Source organism: Psychromonas antarctica (genome assembly GCF_022267535.1).
In the GTDB taxonomy this organism is placed as follows: domain Bacteria; phylum Pseudomonadota; class Gammaproteobacteria; order Enterobacterales; family Psychromonadaceae; genus Psychromonas; species Psychromonas antarctica.
The window spans coordinates 38,637-56,622 of the sequence record NZ_JAHNZV010000011.1; the positions used below are offsets into that span (position 1 = coordinate 38,637).

Sequence of the window (17,986 nt, forward strand, 5' to 3'; positions counted from 1 at the left end):
TAATCAAAATCTTGTTGTGTGTAATTACTTATCTAGCGAAATAAAGCAAGGCATCTATTTAATACGCTATTTTCTTGTTCATCTTCTTTATTAAGCTCTTCAATACGCTTGTGGATGCGTATTACGATCTCGTTGAATGCTAGTTTCATGGAAAGAGGAAAAGCTTCTTGGCAATGATCAATTCCATAAATATTAATTTTTTTACGGCTTATTAACTTCAGTGTCTCTACCTCTAAAGTGAGGTTAATTTGATTCGCTTTAGGAATTAAAATAGTGACGGGCTCACTGAGAAGGCCGAGCAAAAATAAGCGCGTGACGGCTTTGATTTTTTGATTGACCCCGCCTATCGCTAACACATTACCATGTTGATCTAATGAGCCTGTTACGAATAAATTTTGTGATATAGGCGTCTGTGCATAACAAGAAGTAACCGCGAGAAAGATGGCTAAAGAGGCGCTGTCCCCATCGCTTTCTTGATAAGACTGCTCAAAGACTACGTTGCATGACAATGGAAAATGTTGAATATGGGTGAAAAAATGGTTTAAATACCCCTGTACAATTAAGATGCTTTTAGCATGTATGTTGCCTGCTAACTCTACTTTGCGTTCAACATCAACGATTTCTCCATCGCCCAACATATCACTCGCTGATATTCTAAAAATTTCACCAAACTCGGTAGGGTAACCCATTAACTCAACAACCGACATTCCATTTATCTGACCAATTTCCTGACCTTTAAGCTGAATTTTAAGCTGTTTTTCTAATAAAGCTTGGTCACTAAAATTTTCGACCAAAGATTGTGATTGCACTTGGATATCAAGTGCTTTTTGCAGGCTATCGGCTGAAAGAAGTGATTCTTCAGTATTAAAAAGTTGACCATAACGGAGTAGATTTTCAATTAATTCGGGTGCAAATAGAATTTTTTTCTGGTGTTCACATTGGCTCGACAGATGATGAAAGAGTAATGCCAGTGCTTGTGTTGATATTGGCATTAAATTGCGCTTTGCGATTAGTTTAAGGCAATAATTGTGTAGCGCATGAATATTTTTATCTGTTGATTTTATGTCGCTTGATAACTCAGTAAACAAAGATCCAACGAGATTGTATTCAGGATCAATTTGAGCCAATTCATCAAGTTGGTAACGGTTTGCAACTAAAATAATTTTGGTTGTTATTTCTTGCGATGGAGCGAGGGGGTATTGACCTTTTAGTTTGTCGCCATTTACCGCTGAGGTAGCAGGCAATTTACGATCAATTAAAAAAGCTTTAAGTAAAAACCATAAATTTGGATTAACTAGCAATGGGCTTATGTGTAGGATCAAGCTGCCATGGTTAAAATTATAAATTTCACCTTGTAGGAAATCGATCTCTGGTTCTTTGAGTAAACTTAGTCGCCCAAAAAGTCGCTGCTGATCGTAATTCTGCAGTGCAAGTTGCTTATGGTTGTTGTCAGTTGACTCAGTGATAACTGCAACAGCTGCTTGCCAAAAGCGCGCATTGAAAATGAGCAAGGGTTGAGGTAGAAGCATAAAATGCTGAACAAGCTGCGAAACAATGGGGAATATTGATAGCCAATTGTCTTCCTCAGCAGAGGGGGTAGATAATTGAGAGATAAAATCGGGAGTACATTGCTTTACCGTTAATGGTGTTAACGCATTATCGTGCATTGTGTTTTCGATGTGTTGTTTATCAACTGAATAATTTATCGGCAAAGTAGCAACTCTAAAATAGATGATTATATGTAGTACAACTCCGTGATGCAATGAGTATGGTTAAATACTCATTGGCAATTACTCATCATTTATAATTTATAATCATTATATTTCTGTTTTTGATATAACTTTTCACAGGTTAAGCAACGCTGTGTTGTCGGCTCATTATTAAGTCGTTGTATATCTATTTCATCTTCGCAGTCTGCGCATAAACCATATAAACCGATAGCAATATTATTAAGTGCGGCATCAATGCTTCTCATTGCCGAAATCTTATGAGAAATAGAAGGAATTTCAATTTTTATCGCCATATCAAGTAGATCATCTGACGCAAGTTTTTCTAATTTATTTGCGGCTAAGTTATGACTGGTATGATTTGAGCGCATTAAAATATCTGTCATTTCATGACGCAGCTTATCAAAGGAATTTAAAAGGGATTGCTGGTACTGATTTAGTTGTGCTTCACTGATATGTTGCATAAAGACTCACCGTAACAAAATTATTCCCTTATGTTAAAGTTAGACGCGGTGTAAGCTAATGATTTAAGTCAATTTCCGACATATTTTCGGCACTGATTTAATCTCACTTGATATAGATCACGTTTGTTTTTTGTTGATTAATTTTTTATCATCGATGGTGATAGCAAAAATAGATTAACGGTGAGGCTTTGATATGTCCTGCTAATGTTGAATCTTGGCGTAACTTTTTAGGTATTACGCCTTAATCCTCCTCATTAGTGATTTATGCTGGCTAATCTGCCGATAAACGTGATTACTAACGAGTGCTTGTGGTTCTAATTTACCATTTTTTCTTATCTTGAAAGATAACATCAAGATCGTCTTTCTTTTCTTTCTCTTTCGCTCTAATTGCTTCTAGCTCTTTATCACTGTGTTTCACTAAATAAGACTTTATCTCATTCTTTGTCTCGAGTAGCTGAAGCTGTTTTTTCTCAAGGTAACTATCTTTATCTGGAATGTTGTCAAGAATAGAAATTAACTTGTTGATCATCTGATTAGCACTGCCGAATTGTTTGCTCATTTTTGCATTAATAATTCGCTTAATACTGTTCTCTAAATTGATTTTTAATTGCATTAGCTCTATGCGATGATCTTCTGAAACAAAAATTTCAGTATTTATTTTTCCTTTCGCGTGTTCAGAGCGAAGCACGGCTCTTATTTTCTTGGTTACTTGTAATAATTGTAAAGCTTCTTTATCCGTTTCGGGAGTACGAAAAATGCTCTCATCTGGAGGGGTATAGTTAGTTCGTACTTGCTCTATTTGCGCATCGGTGTTTTTAAGATGCTCGCGAATTTGTAAACTGTCTGGAGAGCTTTTTACCATTCGCATTAGCGCATTACGTATCCTGTTTTGCAGGATTAATAGCAGGGATTTACTGAAGGGCATTCGTGTCGCATTGAGCAGCAGTTCATCCACTTCGGTGATTACGGCGCGTTGTTTGCTGATCGCGATTCTTCTTTCGGCTTCAATCTTTTGCTTATATTGTTGAATCATATTGTAGCCAATTAAAACAAACAGTAATAAAGCAATCAGTGATAAAATTAGTGGGAATAACATAGGCTCTCGTAAAACAAATTAATTAGGTTAGATGTCACTGCAAATAATGCATTCAATGACGTAGTGTGCATTAAGGTAGCCGTAAGGTAAATAAACTTCCGCCAGATTCAATTTTATTTTCTAGTAAAATGTGACCTTGCAACTGCTTGTTTTTGTGCTCCGCGGCTATTCGCTGCGCAAATAATAGACCTAAACCACTTCGTCCTTTACTGGCATTAAATGGTGCATTTGTGGTGTTATTGATGGCCAGCATATGGTCAGGATAACCTTCACCATCATCGTCTACCTGTACATTGAGATAGTGATTATCCATAAAAGCACGCAATATTATACTTTTTTTTGTATGTCGAAGTGCATTAATAAAAATATCACCGATTAAGTAGGTGATTAAATCTAGATCAAAATAGGCTGTTAAATCAGGATCTACCTCTAATAAAATTTTCACATGATGACTATTCAAATAAAGCCGATTTCTGTCGAGTACTTCTTGAAACATCTCGGCGACAGAATGCTCTTCTATATAAATAGGGAGTTGATTTTGCTCATCTCGATACAAAGCGAGCAGTTGCATTAAGCCCCCGTTAATTCTTGATGTTTGGTAATGCAGATCAGCGAAAGCTTGGTGTTGTTTGGAAGTTAAATTATCTGCTAGATCTAAGTTTTCAATAGATTGTAATAACATAAAAAGCGAATTTTTCATGTCATGCGCACTGGTTGCCAAGATGGTGCTGAAATCAAGTTCACTAGGTTTGTTCATAAGAACCTCTGCATCGGTTTTGCAAAATACTATTAGTATGAGAGATATACGTTAAATATCAAGTAGGTAAAGTAGCGCTTTCTGTTTATTAGAACTCTGCTAGAATAATATGCTTTCAATTGTGCACAATAATTGGTTTTGATATGAAATTACAACAATTACGCTATATCGTCGAAGTAGTAAATAATAATTTGAATGTATCAGCAACAGCTGAAAATTTATTCACTTCGCAACCAGGAATCAGCAAACAGGTTTGCATGCTTGAGGATGAGTTAGGTATTCAAGTCTTTGAACGTAGTGGTAAGCACTTAACTAAAGTCACTCCTGCCGGCAAAGAAATCATTCGTTTTGCTTCGGAAATTTTAGGTAAAGTTGAGAGTATAAAAGCGATTTCTTCGCAATATACTCAACCTGATCAAGGTATGTTAAATATTGCCACAACACATACCCAGGCGCGTTACGCATTACCTGATGTGATACAGGGATTTATTAAGCGCTATCCAAAAGTCTCTTTGCATGTGCACCAAGGTACTCCAACCCAAATCAGTGAGTCGGTCGTCAAGGGTAAAACAGATTTCGCTATTGCGACTGAAGCACTTCATCTATACCAAGATTTAATTATGTTACCTTGTTATCACTGGAATCGATCGGTGATAGTCCCCAAAACGCATCCTCTTGCAAGTGTAAAGAATATTAGTATTGAAGATATTGCTAAGTTCCCAATTGTCACATATGTATTTGGGTTTACTGGACGATCAGAATTAGATGATGCATTCAATGCCGCCGGTTTTGCCCCCAATGTAGTGTTTACGGCAACCGATGCGGACGTCATTAAGACTTATGTGCGTTTAGGTGTCGGTGTTGGTGTCGTTGCGTCTATGGCGGTCAATGAGGACGATGAAGATGATTTTTGTGTAATTGATGCAAGCCATCTTTTTAAATCAAGCACCACTAGTATTGGATTTAGAAAGGGGTCGTTTTTACGTGATTATATGTATGATTTTATGATACGTTTTGCTCCCCATCTTACCCGCCCACTTGTTGAAAAAGCGATTCAGCTTAAATACACAGCAGAAGTGAGTAAGTTATTTGAAGATATTGAACTGCCTACACGTTAACCCAATAAATAACGCGCTTAACAAGCGCGATATTTTTTACACTTCGTTTCTATTTAGTGCTGACAGGCAGGGTAAAATCCTGCTGACTTTATCAAAACACTCTTGATATTCTTGCTCAAAAATAGAGTCTGCAACTAGTCCGCCACCCGCCCAGCAATATATTCTATGATTGTCACATATCAATGTTCTGATTGCGATATTCATATCCATCTGCCCGCTACCGTTAATATAGCCAATACTGCCACAGTAGGTGTGGCGTTTATTAGGTTCTAATTCTGCAATAATTTCCATTGCTCGTATTTTCGGTGCGCCAGTAATCGAACCGCCCGGAAAGCAAGCCCTGAGCAGATCCTCTGTGCTGCAATGTGCTGCTAATTTACCTAAAACAGTACTGACTAAGTGATGTACAGCTGGAAAACTTTCAATAGCAAATAATGTCGGAACACGCACGCTGCCGGCGTCACATACTCGCCCAATATCATTGCGCAGGAGATCAACGATCATTAAATTTTCAGCACGATCCTTTGGTGAGTCAGCCAATGCTTGTCGGCTGACTTCATCTTCTCTTTTATTTTCACAACGTGGTCGGGTGCCCTTGATAGGTTTACTTTCAACAATACCTTTATTTAATTTCAAAAACCGTTCGGGTGATAAAGATAAAATAACCTGTGAAGGTAAGCGTAAAAAGGCGCCAAAAGGCGGCTTGTTATCAGCAAATAGTGCTTGATAAGCCTGATATTCATCACCTTGGTAAGCGGCTTCAAAGCGCTGTGCCAAATTAACTTGATAACAATCCCCACTGAGTATGTAGTCCTGAATACGTTTAAATTTTGCCTGATAAACGAGCTTGTCCATATTGGCTGACCAGCTCTCTCTCAATCTAAATAGCGGTGTCGAAGATCTTTGGTCGCATTGTTCTTTTAACCAATCAAAGCGATCTAACCACAAGTCTTCTACGTTTTGGTCACTATTTTGGGATTTATGTGAGAGCAGGTAAAATTGAGCGTCCTGATTGTCGTAGACTAACGCCCAATCATAAAAGCCAAAAGCCATCACGGGTAAATCGAGCCCCTGAAGTTTATCGGCATTATTTATCTGTTCAATTTGATAGCCAAGTTCATAGGCCATATAACCAACTGCACCGCCCGTAAAGGGCAGATATTGCTCTGTCGTAATGTCTTCAAACAAAGTACTGCGCAGTGTGCTGAGTAGTTCAAAGGGATCTTGATTGTGCACCGAGTGATGCTGGTTTTGTACTATTTGTGTTTCGTTAGTGAATGTTTGTAGAGTAGCGATGGGTTGGGCACTGTAAATTGACCAACGACTATCGATATGAGCTGTGTCTGCTGATTCTAATAAAACCCCCCAGTCAAGAGCAGCAATACGAGCTTTAAAATTAGAAAATTCACTCGCGGTTAATAAAATAGGTTTAATAAGTAGGTCAGTCGTGCAATGCGTCATAGTTTTTCGAATTTAGGCAACAGTTTTATAATAAATAGGTTGGCGAATATTAAGATGAAGATTAACATTCTCTGTATACTCAAGCCACTTATAATCACTTAGCTTAGTTTTATTTAAGTAAATCGGAGTTTCATATGACGATGATTAAACAACAAGACTTTATCAATAGCATAGCCAATGCATTACAGTTTATCTCCTATTACCATCCAGTTGATTTTATACAAGCGATGCATAAAGCCTATCAGGCAGAACAAAACCCTGCGGCCAAAGATGCCATTGCGCAGATTCTGATTAATTCGCGCATGTGTGCCGAAGGAAAACGGCCAATTTGCCAAGATACAGGTATTGTGGATGTTTTTGTAAAAATAGGGATGAACATTTCTTTTGCAACCGACTTAACAATCCAAGAGATAGTGGACGCGGGGGTGCGCAAAGCTTATACGGATCCAACTAACCCGCTGCGCGCTTCGATTGTGAGTGATCCTGCCGGCGAACGTAAAAATACTCAAGATAATACTCCCGCGGTTGTCCATGTTGAAATGGTGCGTGGCGATACAGTTGAGGTGACGGTTGCGGCTAAAGGTGGTGGCTCTGAAAATAAATCTAAGATGGCGATGTTAAATCCATCTGATTCGATTGCCGATTGGGTTGAGCAGATGCTACCTTCCATGGGGGCCGGTTGGTGCCCGCCGGGGATACTTGGAATTGGTATCGGTGGCACCATAGAAAAAGCCGCACTGTTAGCGAAAGAGTCATTAATGGCAGCGGTTGATATCACCGACCTACAGCAACGAGAAATAACCGATAGTGACAATTTGAGCGCTGATGAAAAGTTGCGTTTGGAGATCATGCGCCGTGTTAATGCTTTGGGTATTGGAGCACAAGGCTTAGGCGGCTTAACTACAGTTTTAGACGTTAAAATTAAAAGTTATCCAACGCATGCCGCTTGTAAACCGGTGGTCATGATCCCTAATTGCGCGGCGACAAGGCATCTTCATTTTACGCTTGATGGCAGCGGAGAAGCCCAGTTTACGCCTCCTCAATTAAGTGATTGGCCCTTAATTACTGATGCTGTCGGAGACGGATCACATCGTGTTAATCTTGATGAACTTAATAAAGTTGATATTACCAACTGGAAAAGCGGCGATACCTTGTTGCTTTCTGGGAAAATCTTGACCGGCCGAGATGCCGCGCATAAACGTATTCACGAGTTGGTTACCTCGGGTGAAGGTTTGCCTGCTGGTGTTGATTTTAACGGCCGATTTATTTATTACGTAGGTCCCGTTGATGCTGTGGGAGATGAGGTGGTTGGGCCTGCAGGACCAACCACAGCAACCAGAATGGACAAATATACAGACTTTATGCTTGAGGAAATGGGGCTGTTCGGCATGATAGGTAAATCTGAGCGAGGACAAAAAACAGTTGAATCCATTGCGAAACACAAATCTGTCTATTTAATGGCTGTCGGTGGGGCTGCCTATCTGGTCTCAAAAGCAATAAAAAAATCCCGCGTGGTGGCATTTGCCGATTTGGGAATGGAGGCTATTTATGAATTTGAAGTTAAAGATATGCCAGTTACCGTGGCGGTTGACAGTGATGGAAATAATGTACATGCGCAGGGGCCGGCTATTTGGAAGCTAAAAATTGCGGAACTTGATAGAAAATTATCTAAATAGATCTATTTTTTATTGATTGAGAAACAAGAAATGGTATAACACTATTTACAAAATACTGTTGTGTTACTGATGTTAATGAAGGAATAATCATGTTCGAACAAGTAAGTATGGCGGCTGCGGACCCTATTTTGGGGTTAACTGATGCATTTAAAAAAGATCCTCGTGTTGATAAAATTAACTTAGGGGTCGGTATTTACAAAAATGAAAGTGGCTTTACACCTATTCTAGCAACCGTTAAGGAAGCTGAAAAACGTCTGCTTGCTGAAGAGACTACAAAAAGTTACTTATCTATTGAAGGGACAGCTGCTTATAGCGCTGCGGTGCAAAAACTTTTATTCGGTGAAAATGCTGAAATTATCAGCTCAAACCGCGTTCGTACGGCACAAGCTCCCGGGGGTACTGGTGCATTACGTATCGGCGCTGATTTTGCCGTTAAAAAATTAGGCATTAAGAAAATATGGGTAAGCAACCCCACATGGGCAAACCATGAAAATGTGTTCGCTAGTGCAGGACTCAAGGTTGCTAAATATGATTACTATAATGCACAACGCAAAGAATTAGATTTTGATGCGATGATTGCCTCACTGCAGACGGTTGAAGTGGGTGAACTTGTGCTTTTTCATGGCTGTTGTCATAATCCGACCGGTATCGACCCGACGATTGAGCAGTGGGAAATACTGGCAAAATTAGTCGCCGACTTGGGTGCTATTCCATTTTTCGATTTTGCATATCAAGGCTTTGCCAAAGGTGTTGAGGAAGACGCACAAGGTTTACGTATTTTTGCTCAATATAATAAAGAATTATTAATTGCAAATTCATTCTCTAAAAACTTTGGTTTATACAATGAACGTGTTGGCGGTATTTCATTAGTGGCTGAAGATAGCGATATTGCAGAGTCTGCATTTAGCCAAATTAAAGCCTGCATTCGCTCAAACTATTCAAACCCGCCGGCACATGGTGCGGCGATCGTAACCACAATCCTCAATGATCCCGCTCTTTATAAACGCTGGGAACAAGAGGTAGCTGATATGCGTGAACGTATTCAAGAGATGCGCGATCTGTTTGTTGCTACATTGAAAGAAAAAGGGATAAGCGGCGATTACAGTTTTATTATTCGTCAAAATGGCATGTTCTCTTTTTCTGGTTTGTCAGTTGAACAAGTCAATCGACTCAAAGAAGAGTTTGCTGTATATATCGTTGGCTCGGGTCGAATCTCGGTGGCGGGTATGACCAAAAATAATATGCAGCCACTTTGCGATGCATTGGCAAAAGTAATTTAAAGGATACTTTAGCTTACTAAAATTGCTGAAATTTTAACAAGGTTGTCTAGGCAACCTTTTTCATTTTCAGCGCGGTTATTTCAGTTGTGTAAAGAGAGCTATGAGTCGTCGAATTGAACAGAGTTTATTATTTCTAAATAATATGAAGAAAATCCCACTTTCAGCGCAATCGGTTGACTGTCTTTTTTCATCTAAATCTTTTAAAGAAAAACTATTATGGCAAATAGGGAATGCCAAACAACGCATCTATTTAGCAGCTTTGTATCTTGAAGCCGATGCTGCAGGTGAAGAGATCTTAATGGCGCTCTATCAGGCCAAAAGAGAGAGGCCCGCGTTAGATATCGTTGTTTTTGTAGATTTTCACCGTGCACAACGTGGTTTAATTGGTGAAAAGAAAGCGGTATCCACTAATACAACTTGGTACCAAGAGGTTGAAAAAGCGCATGCGCTAGGTGTGAAAATACTCGGCATTCCGGTTAAGCGCAAAGAGCTGTTTGGCGTACAGCACCTTAAAGGTTTTATTTTTGACGATAGTGTGCTTTATAGTGGCGCTAGCTTTAATAATATTTATTTACATTCTAACGATCGGTATCGCTATGATCGTTATTGGATATTTGAGAATCGTGAGCTTGCTGATTCGATGGTACGCTTCTTAAAAAATGAAATTGTCAGTAGCGGGGCGGTTGCCAACTTAAATGCCCCCTTGGTACCCAAAATTGCAGATCTAAAGATGGCGCATAAACAGTTCGCTAAAAACCTAAAACAAGCATCCTACAGTTACCAAGGGGAAGCTTTACCTGGCACTTTATCTATTGCGCCACTGTGTGGTTTAGGTGCGCGAAATAATAAACTTAATAAGTGCATTCGAAAAATGCTGCAAAGCACTCAAAATGAGCTTGTCATTTTTACGCCTTATTTTAATTTGCCCAGAGCACTTGCAAGAGACATTAGCGCATTATTGAAACGGGGCGTTAAATTAACCATCGTGGTCGGTGACAAAACCGCTAATGACTTTTATATCCCAGAGGGGCAGCCATTTAAAACCATCGGTGGGTTACCTTATCTTTATGAAAGCAACTTAAAATATTTCGCTCAAAAACATCAACATTGCTTGCAAAGTGGTCAGTTGAAACTACATCTATGGAAAGACGGCAGTAATAGTTTTCATTTGAAAGGGATCTATGCAGATAATCGCTTTGTGATGCTTACTGGACATAATTTGAATCCACGTGCATGGCGCTTAGATCTTGAAAATGGCTTACTAATCGACGATCCGGAGCAGGCGCTAAAAGGATTATTAGACCAAGAGCTTAACGAAATACTGAAAAATACGCTCACCATTACAGCAGCGAAACAGATTGATGGTGTCGAAAACTACCCTGAACATGTTAAAAAATTATTATTAAGGATGCGAAGAATTAAAGTAGACCGATTGGTTAAAGGTCTTATTTAGTACTACAGGCCACTCTCTTTTTAGGGGCTTTATGGCCATTATGGTCAGTGTATTTGTGTCGTTGTTGGTATCGTTATAGTGTCTCTTCATCTTTCCTTTACAAACCTCAATTTTCCGATTGAGGTTTTAATTTATTTAGCGGAAGGGCTCTCGTTGAGTATTATTTTATCGACTTGGAAAGTGACCTTAACGCTAAGTAAATTCTTCATTGCCTGATATTGTAAAAAAACGAATGAAATGATGGTTAATTAAGCACTTGAAACTGAAACAGTAAATAGCGGTTGAATTCTTCGTTTTGATACGTATAATTCCGTTCATCAAGTCGAACACGGTTTGATAATAGTGACAATGGTAGGCTTCTTGGTTCTTCGCATTGATAACTTATTAACCTGGTCAGAGCCGGAAGGCAGCAGCCATAGTAGGTGATTCAAGTGCCGAGGGTTTGCTGGGAAGTCTACCACCCACCTCAAATTTAATCATTATTAGCTTCTTTAAAGGTCTAATTATGACGCTTTACAGCTCCCGTTTTGATACATCTCTTAAAGCAAAACATTTTATGCCTAAATATTGGGGCACTTGGTCGTTACTGGGTTTTTTATATATCTGCAGCTACTGCCCGATCAAAATCCGCGATCGCTTTGCCGCTTTTGTGGTAGATAAACTCTATAACGCTAGCTTTTTGAATAAACGTAAAAAAATCGCATTCACCAACCTCAGTCTATGTTTTCCAGAATACACTCAGCAGCAGAAAGAATCCCTCATGCGTGAAAACTTGCGAGCTGTTGCGCAAATATCCCTATCGTTGGGTGAACTTGCATTCAGAAGTCAGTCTTTTTTAGTTAACCGTGTCAATATGATCGGTGAGCATTATATCAAACAAGCTGAGGCAAAAAAGCAAGCCATTATATTCTTAGGCCCACACTGCTATGGTATTGATTTTGCTGGCGTAGCTGCTATTGCTGCGAGGGGATATGCTTTGTCGAGTATGTTTAACGACTATAAAAATCCGATATTTGACTGGTTTGTAACCGGTTATCGTACCCGTTTTACTAAGCTCGTCGGAAAGGGCATGTTGTACCATCGCAGTGAAGGTCTAAAACCGGCTATTAAAAGTTTGCGTGATAAAGCCCATTTCTATTATTTACCTGATGAAGATCACGGCAGAGATCACAGTCTATTTGCTAACTTCTACGCCACTCAGAAAGCCACGTTGCCGATAATCGGACGCCTAGCCAAACTAGGACGTGCGGTTGTGATCCCTGTTTATACCTCATATAACGCAGCGACATCTAAGGTTGATGTTATTTTTCATGCGCCGCTGGACGACTTTTCTAAGTTAGACGAGCAGGCGCAGACTGAATTAATGAATCGAGCCATTGAAAAACTGATCGACGAGAACCGCGCACAATATATGTGGGCGCTAAAATTATTAAAAACCCGCCCTGAAGTGGGCTTGAAAATCTATAAATAACAGTGAAAAGACTGCCCATTAGAGTATGTTAACTTTCACTGGGCGTTAAAACGCTGACCCGTTACCGCTCTGCTTTCATCACTTAGTAGATAAATATAACTCCCCATGATTTGTTGTGCTGTTTTTAACAGCGAACTGTTTTCCGCTGGATAAGCATTAGCCCGCATTGTCGTTCGTGTTGCACCCGGATTGATAGCATTAAAGCGCAAATGACTGTTTTCATATTCGTCAGCTAATATCTGCATCATGCCTTCAGTGGCAAATTTTGATACGCTATAAGCTCCCCAATAAGCGCGGCCTTGATTGCCTACTGCTGATGTTGTGAATAGGATAGAGGCCGCTTCAGCAAGCGTTAAAACAGGAATTAATGATTTAGTTAGCAAATATTGCGCGCTAACATTGGTTTGCATCACCTCATCCCAGAGGGCTTTTTCAATCTGTGCAAAAGGGCCTAATACCCCCAATTGACTGGCATTATGAACAAGGCCGTCAAGCTTTCCGTATTCACGCTGAATAGTGTCGGCTAAATCTTTGTAATGCTGCTCTGTCGCGCCCCTTAAGTCCAAGGGCAAAATAGCGGCTTGGCATTTGTCCAATGCGGCTATTTGATCATAAACAGCCTCCAGTTTGGATACCGTTTTGCCTAATAAAATAACAGTTGCGCCCAACTTTGCACATTGCAGTGCCAATGTTTTACCAATTCCTGCTCCGGCACCCGTAATTAGAATTGTTTTGCCTATTAAACAATCTGGCTGCATTTGATATTTGTTCATAAATCATCTCATTTTCATAAATAAGTGGGAATATTAACTTTTTTTGCACAAAAGTCTCAATCTCTTTGTGTCAACGAATTCTTTTTGTCATGATATGCTAGGTCTATCTTATTAATAAGGAATATAAATTTGGAATTTTTATCGGAATATGGTCTCTTTTTTGCGAAAGCGTTGACCTTTATCATCACCGTGGTGATCACACTCGTGGCTGTCATCGCGATCGTCAGCAAGCAAAAAAATAAAAAAGGCGAATTAGATTTAACTGATCTGTCCGAGCAGTTAAAAGAGACAAAAAAATCAATTGAAGAACAGTTATTGACTCCTCATCAGAGAAAAGTACGCCATAAAAAGGAAAAAAAGGCACAGAAAGAAAAAGATAAGCAAGCAAAAAAAGCCGCTAAAGACGGTGCCGATGAGGGTTTGCCACAACTGTACGTTATCGACTTTAAGGGTAGTATTGATGCCAAAGAGGTTGTTTCGTTACGGGAAGAAGTGACGGCTATCTTAAGTGTTGCGACTGAGAAAGATGAGGTTTTTGTACGCCTTGAAAGCGGTGGTGGCATGGTTCATGGCTATGGCTTAGCGGCATCGCAATTACAACGTATTAAAGATCATCATATCCCATTGACAATATCTGTTGATAAAGTGGCTGCCAGTGGCGGATATATGATGGCATGTATTGCAGATAAAATAATTTCAGCACCTTTTGCAATAGTGGGTTCAATTGGCGTCATTGCACAAATCCCGAACTTCAACCGATTACTCAAAAAACATGATATTGAATTTGAGCAGTTAACTGCGGGTGAATATAAACGTACACTTACTATGTTTGGCGAAAATGATCAGGTTGGGCGCGACAAGTTCAAGCAAGAGTTGCAAGAAACTCACGAATTATTCAAACAATTTGTATCTACCCATCGCAGTCAACTTGATATTGATAAAGTGGCGACAGGGGAACATTGGTATGGCTTGCAGGCTATCGAGCGAAATCTAGTCGATAAGATATCGACCAGTGATGATTATTTGGTTTCGCAATTAGATAATCGCCATATCATACAAATTAAATATACGCAGCGCAAAAAACTAGCCGACAAATTGGGGCATGCAGCTTCAATTGCAATCGAAAATAGTGTGTTTAAATTATTACAGCTAAACAGCAATCGTTTATTTTAATAATTGATTGATTTTTATGCTATATGCTACGCCAACTTCGATATGGTTGGCTTTTTTAGTGTATTTCTCTGTTTATTGAAAAAAAAATTTGCTATTCGTGGTTACTTTCGCTTATATAAAAAGAAAGTTCACTAGATGAATTGAAAATTAGATTTTCACCCTCGAATACGACTACTTTAGGTATAGAAGAATTATGAGCAAATCACTTGTTATTGTGGAGTCTCCCGCAAAAGCAAAAACAATCAATAAATATCTAGGTAAAGATTTTATTGTTAAATCGAGTGTTGGACATATACGCGATCTGCCGACTAGCGGCAGTGCTAAGCAAAAAATTGATGCCAAGACCAACAAGTCATTAGCAGGTCTGACACCCGCTAAAAAAGAGAAAGAAAAAAACAAACGTGCACAGGAAGCGCTTGTGACGCGTATGGGGATTGATCCCAATAATAACTGGAAAGCGCATTACGAAATATTACCAGGCAAAGAAAAAGTTGTCAGCGAGCTGCAGAAGCTAGCTAAAGATGCACCTATTATCTATCTCGCAACGGATTTGGATAGAGAGGGTGAGGCAATTGCATGGCATCTACGGGAAATACTCGGTGGTGATGATGCTAAGTATCAACGTGTGGTGTTTAACGAAATTACAGAAAGTGCGATTCAAGAAGCTTTCCAACACCCCACAGAGTTGAATATTGATTGTGTTAAAGCACAACAAACGCGCCGTTTCTTAGATCGGGTTGTTGGGTTTATGCTGTCTCCACTGCTGTGGAAAAAAGTGGCACGCGGATTATCAGCGGGTCGAGTACAATCGGTAGCGGTACGTTTACTCGTTGAACGCGAACGATTAATTAAAGCATTTAATCCCGATGAATATTGGGATCTCCATGCCGATGTACAAAGTGCTGACAAAACTGATTTACGTTTAGAAGTATTTAAAGAAGATGGGAAATCATTTAAACCGACCACAGAGAAGCAGACGTTTACTGCAGTTGAAGCCTTAAAATCAGCACAATACAAATTACTCTCTCGTGAAGACAAAGCAACGCAAAGTAAAGCCAGCGCGCCGTTTATAACGTCCACATTGCAACAAGCAGCCAGCACCCGTTTAGGTTTTGGTGTTAAAAAAACCATGATGCTTGCACAACGTCTTTATGAAGCTGGGCATATCACTTATATGCGTACGGATTCTACCAACTTAAGCAAAGAAGCCGTTGCCTCGGCACGGGATTATATTGCGGATGAATTCGGCAAAAATTATTTGCCGAAAGAAGCTCAGGTCTACAGCAGTCGATCCGGGGCTCAAGAGGCTCATGAAGCGATTCGTCCTTCTGATGTTAATCAACTTGCAGCCTTTCTTAATGATGTTGACAGAGATGCACAGCGCTTATATGAATTGATCTGGCGTCAATTTTTAGCTTGCCAGATGTTGCCCGCACTTTACGATGCATCCACCTTGATTATTGCGGCAGGTAATTATCAATTACGAGCGAAAGGTCGTACGTTGCGTTTCGCGGGATGGACCAAAGCACAACCCGTTGCGAAAAGTAAAGTAGATGAAGTACAACTGCCCGATTTAGCGGTTGGTGATCTATTAAATCTGATTGAACTTGATCCTAAACAGCACTTTACGAAACCACCGGCTCGTTTTTCTGAAGCCGCATTAGTTAAAGAACTTGAAAAATTAGGTATTGGACGACCATCAACCTATGCAAGTATCATTTCAACAATCCAAGACAGGGGTTACGTAAGAGTTGATAAGCGCCGTTTCTATGCTGTTAAAATGGGTGAAATTGTCAGCGATCGCTTGAGTGAAAATTTTGTTGAGCTGATGAGTTATGATTTCACGGCGCAGATGGAAAGAAATCTAGATGCGATAGCCGAAGGTAAAGCGAGTTGGACCGATGAATTAGATCGCTTTTATAAAGATCTAACCAATTTATTAGAGAAGGCAGAACTTCCCGTCGATGAAGGGGGAATGCGCCTTAATGAGCCGGTAATTATTGAAGACGTCAGATGTCCGACATGTGATCGTGCAATGGGCATTCGTACCGCGTCTACGGGCGTGTTTTTAGGCTGTTCGGGTTATGCACTACCACCAAAAGAGCGCTGTAAAACGACTATTAATCTTATTGATGGTGAAGAAGCTATTGATATTTTAAGCGCAGAAGATTTAGAAACCGCTGCATTAATGGCCAAAAAACGTTGTCCAAAATGTGAAATGGCGATGGACAGTTATCTTATTGATGAAAACCGCAAATTGCATGTTTGTGGTAATAATCCACTTTGTGACGGCCATCTCGTCGAACAAGGCGAATTTAAAATTAAAGGTTATGACGGCCCACTTGTTGAATGTGATAAATGTGGCAGTGATATGCAGCTAAAAGATGGCCGCTTTGGTAAATATATGGGCTGTACCAACGAGGAATGTAGCAACACTCGCAAAATTTTACGCAGTGGCGAAGTTGCACCACCAAAAGAAGATCCAGTTCCTCTACCAGAATTAGAATGTGAACAAAGTGACGCGTATTTTATTCTAAGAGATGGCGCTTCAGGCCTCTTCTTGGCAGCAAATACCTTCCCTCGTTCTCGTGAAACGCGTGCACCTAAGGTTGCGGAGCTTATTCGATTTAGAGATAGAATTTCTCCTAAGTTCTATTATCTAGCTGATGCCCCACAACAAGATCCTGAAGGCAATCTCGCGGTGGTACGTTACAGTCGTAAAAATAAAGAACAGTATGTGATGACCGAGATAGAGAAGAAGGCGACGGGTTGGACAGCTAAATTCAGCGATGGTAAATGGATCGAAGAGCAAAAAGCCAAAAGAGTAGTGAAGGAAAAGAAATAATTTTACCCTTCTTTTGTAATATAAAGGTAGCTTGCGCTACCTTTGTATTACAAATAAACATGTGATCACACGCTAAAAAAAAACAACCATATCTGTTATTTGTTGAACTCATTCATACTTATTCATGTTACAAACCACACTCTCGCTCAGACAGACTAATTTAATATTAATTAAATATTAAAGAGAGCTGTTTATGTGCTTGTACTCATTACTAAGTGAATTTGATCGTAAAGTAATTCTATTTACTTACGAAAAAAGAGGTGGTATCCAAAAACTATTACCTTTTGATGTGTTCACTGAGGAAGATCGCTCTTATATTTTAACCGAAGGGGAGTATATTCTCTGGGAATTAGAAAAAAGAAAACTCTTAGAAAGTGAAATTATAGCGCATTCATGGCTTGTTACTTCCAAAAATAACACCCCTTTACTCCTAAAGTTCGATAACAACAACCAGCTAAATATAAGTAGTTTATTTGATAACGACCATTATGTTGGGAAGTGGCACTTAGAGCGGGGTATTTTAAAAGTTTATTTCAATTATCAAAATCACGGCTATGATATAAACATCATCGCAAACAATAGCCGATCCATCCACTCTGCCTTACAAATAATCGATGATTCCTGGATAGATATTTTAAAAGCGGTACCTTTAAGTCATGCTAAATATGGGAAAGCCTTGATTGATTAAATAA

The 17,986-nt window shown here is 39.6% G+C and carries 14 protein-coding genes and 1 other RNA gene; 9 read left to right on the forward strand and 6 right to left on the reverse strand.

Going from position 1 to position 17,986, the window contains the following annotated elements:
* Positions 1 to 32 precede the first annotated feature (32 nt).
* The 4 genes from KSO91_RS04905 to KSO91_RS04920 form a co-directional block, all read right to left on the reverse strand.
* Positions 33 to 1,667: a S16 family serine protease gene (locus KSO91_RS04905; protein ID WP_238741832.1), complete on the reverse strand. Its 1,635-nt coding sequence runs from the start codon at positions 1,665 to 1,667 to the stop codon at positions 33 to 35.
* Between the two features lie 134 nt (positions 1,668 to 1,801).
* On the reverse strand, positions 1,802 to 2,191 hold the full coding sequence (locus KSO91_RS04910) for a TraR/DksA family transcriptional regulator (protein WP_238741833.1): 390 nt from the start codon (positions 2,189 to 2,191) through the stop codon (positions 1,802 to 1,804).
* Positions 2,192 to 2,510: 319 nt separating this feature from the next.
* Entirely contained in the window at positions 2,511 to 3,287 is a 777-nt protein-coding gene (locus KSO91_RS04915) for a DNA repair ATPase (RefSeq protein ID WP_238741834.1), read from the reverse strand.
* A gap of 70 nt (positions 3,288 to 3,357) precedes the next feature.
* Complete coding sequence (locus KSO91_RS04920; protein WP_238741835.1) at positions 3,358 to 4,044, reverse strand: sensor histidine kinase; 687 nt, start codon at positions 4,042 to 4,044, stop codon at positions 3,358 to 3,360.
* 143 nt (positions 4,045 to 4,187) lie between these two features.
* Here KSO91_RS04920 and cysB point away from each other — a divergent pair, with 143 nt between their 5' ends.
* The gene (gene cysB, locus KSO91_RS04925; RefSeq protein WP_238741836.1) at positions 4,188 to 5,162 is read left to right on the forward strand and encodes an HTH-type transcriptional regulator CysB; all 975 of its coding nucleotides are present in this window, start codon (positions 4,188 to 4,190) and stop codon (positions 5,160 to 5,162) included.
* A gap of 36 nt (positions 5,163 to 5,198) precedes the next feature.
* Here the strand turns inward: cysB and pabB are convergent, their stop codons facing one another.
* Positions 5,199 to 6,623 carry an aminodeoxychorismate synthase component I gene (pabB, locus tag KSO91_RS04930; protein ID WP_238741837.1) on the reverse strand — a complete coding sequence of 475 codons (1,425 nt, stop codon included), beginning with the start codon at positions 6,621 to 6,623 and terminating at the stop codon, positions 5,199 to 5,201.
* Positions 6,624 to 6,757: 134 nt separating this feature from the next.
* Between pabB and KSO91_RS04935 the strand changes: the two genes are divergently transcribed.
* The 5 genes from KSO91_RS04935 (at position 6,758) to KSO91_RS04955 (ending at position 12,503) form a co-directional block, all read left to right on the forward strand.
* Positions 6,758 to 8,299: a fumarate hydratase gene (locus KSO91_RS04935; protein ID WP_238741838.1), complete on the forward strand. Its 1,542-nt coding sequence runs from the start codon at positions 6,758 to 6,760 to the stop codon at positions 8,297 to 8,299.
* An 89-nt stretch (positions 8,300 to 8,388) separates the two neighbouring features.
* The gene (locus KSO91_RS04940; protein ID WP_238741839.1) at positions 8,389 to 9,579 is read left to right on the forward strand and encodes an amino acid aminotransferase; all 1,191 of its coding nucleotides are present in this window, start codon (positions 8,389 to 8,391) and stop codon (positions 9,577 to 9,579) included.
* A 100-nt stretch (positions 9,580 to 9,679) separates the two neighbouring features.
* Complete coding sequence (gene pssA / locus KSO91_RS04945) at positions 9,680 to 11,032, forward strand: CDP-diacylglycerol--serine O-phosphatidyltransferase (protein WP_238741840.1); 1,353 nt, start codon at positions 9,680 to 9,682, stop codon at positions 11,030 to 11,032.
* A gap of 357 nt (positions 11,033 to 11,389) precedes the next feature.
* An RNA gene (gene ffs, locus KSO91_RS04950) (signal recognition particle sRNA small type) lies at positions 11,390 to 11,487 on the forward strand.
* Positions 11,488 to 11,537: 50 nt separating this feature from the next.
* Positions 11,538 to 12,503, forward strand: coding sequence for an LpxL/LpxP family acyltransferase (locus tag KSO91_RS04955; protein ID WP_238741841.1), 966 nt, complete (start codon positions 11,538 to 11,540; stop codon positions 12,501 to 12,503).
* 35 nt (positions 12,504 to 12,538) lie between these two features.
* Here the strand turns inward: KSO91_RS04955 and KSO91_RS04960 are convergent, their stop codons facing one another.
* The gene (locus tag KSO91_RS04960; protein ID WP_238741842.1) at positions 12,539 to 13,276 is read right to left on the reverse strand and encodes a YciK family oxidoreductase; all 738 of its coding nucleotides are present in this window, start codon (positions 13,274 to 13,276) and stop codon (positions 12,539 to 12,541) included.
* A 129-nt stretch (positions 13,277 to 13,405) separates the two neighbouring features.
* Here KSO91_RS04960 and sohB point away from each other — a divergent pair, with 129 nt between their 5' ends.
* The 3 genes from sohB to KSO91_RS04975 all read left to right on the forward strand — a co-directional run bounded on the left by sohB (position 13,406) and on the right by KSO91_RS04975 (position 17,982).
* Complete coding sequence (gene sohB / locus KSO91_RS04965; protein WP_238741843.1) at positions 13,406 to 14,449, forward strand: protease SohB; 1,044 nt, start codon at positions 13,406 to 13,408, stop codon at positions 14,447 to 14,449.
* A 193-nt stretch (positions 14,450 to 14,642) separates the two neighbouring features.
* A complete protein-coding gene (gene topA / locus KSO91_RS04970; RefSeq protein ID WP_238741844.1) occupies positions 14,643 to 17,294 on the forward strand; it encodes a type I DNA topoisomerase in 2,652 nt (883 codons plus the stop codon).
* A 193-nt stretch (positions 17,295 to 17,487) separates the two neighbouring features.
* The gene (locus KSO91_RS04975; RefSeq protein ID WP_238741845.1) at positions 17,488 to 17,982 is read left to right on the forward strand and encodes a hypothetical protein; all 495 of its coding nucleotides are present in this window, start codon (positions 17,488 to 17,490) and stop codon (positions 17,980 to 17,982) included.
* The last annotated feature ends 4 nt before the right edge of the window (positions 17,983 to 17,986 follow it).

Bases quoted from the DNA above. Each gene is read 5' to 3' on its own strand.
- KSO91_RS04905 (WP_238741832.1), bottom strand. From the start codon at position 1,667: ATGCACGATAATGCGTTAACACCATTAACGGTAAAGCAATGTACTCCC.
- KSO91_RS04910 (WP_238741833.1), bottom strand. From the start codon at position 2,191: ATGCAACATATCAGTGAAGCACAACTAAATCAGTACCAGCAATCCCTT.
- KSO91_RS04915 (WP_238741834.1), bottom strand. From the start codon at position 3,287: ATGTTATTCCCACTAATTTTATCACTGATTGCTTTATTACTGTTTGTT.
- KSO91_RS04920 (WP_238741835.1), bottom strand. From the start codon at position 4,044: ATGAACAAACCTAGTGAACTTGATTTCAGCACCATCTTGGCAACCAGT.
- cysB (WP_238741836.1), top strand. From the start codon at position 4,188: ATGAAATTACAACAATTACGCTATATCGTCGAAGTAGTAAATAATAAT.
- pabB (WP_238741837.1), bottom strand. From the start codon at position 6,623: ATGACGCATTGCACGACTGACCTACTTATTAAACCTATTTTATTAACC.
- KSO91_RS04935 (WP_238741838.1), top strand. From the start codon at position 6,758: ATGACGATGATTAAACAACAAGACTTTATCAATAGCATAGCCAATGCA.
- KSO91_RS04940 (WP_238741839.1), top strand. From the start codon at position 8,389: ATGTTCGAACAAGTAAGTATGGCGGCTGCGGACCCTATTTTGGGGTTA.
- pssA (WP_238741840.1), top strand. From the start codon at position 9,680: ATGAGTCGTCGAATTGAACAGAGTTTATTATTTCTAAATAATATGAAG.
- KSO91_RS04955 (WP_238741841.1), top strand. From the start codon at position 11,538: ATGACGCTTTACAGCTCCCGTTTTGATACATCTCTTAAAGCAAAACAT.
- KSO91_RS04960 (WP_238741842.1), bottom strand. From the start codon at position 13,276: ATGAACAAATATCAAATGCAGCCAGATTGTTTAATAGGCAAAACAATT.
- topA (WP_238741844.1), top strand. From the start codon at position 14,643: ATGAGCAAATCACTTGTTATTGTGGAGTCTCCCGCAAAAGCAAAAACA.
- KSO91_RS04975 (WP_238741845.1), top strand. From the start codon at position 17,488: ATGTGCTTGTACTCATTACTAAGTGAATTTGATCGTAAAGTAATTCTA.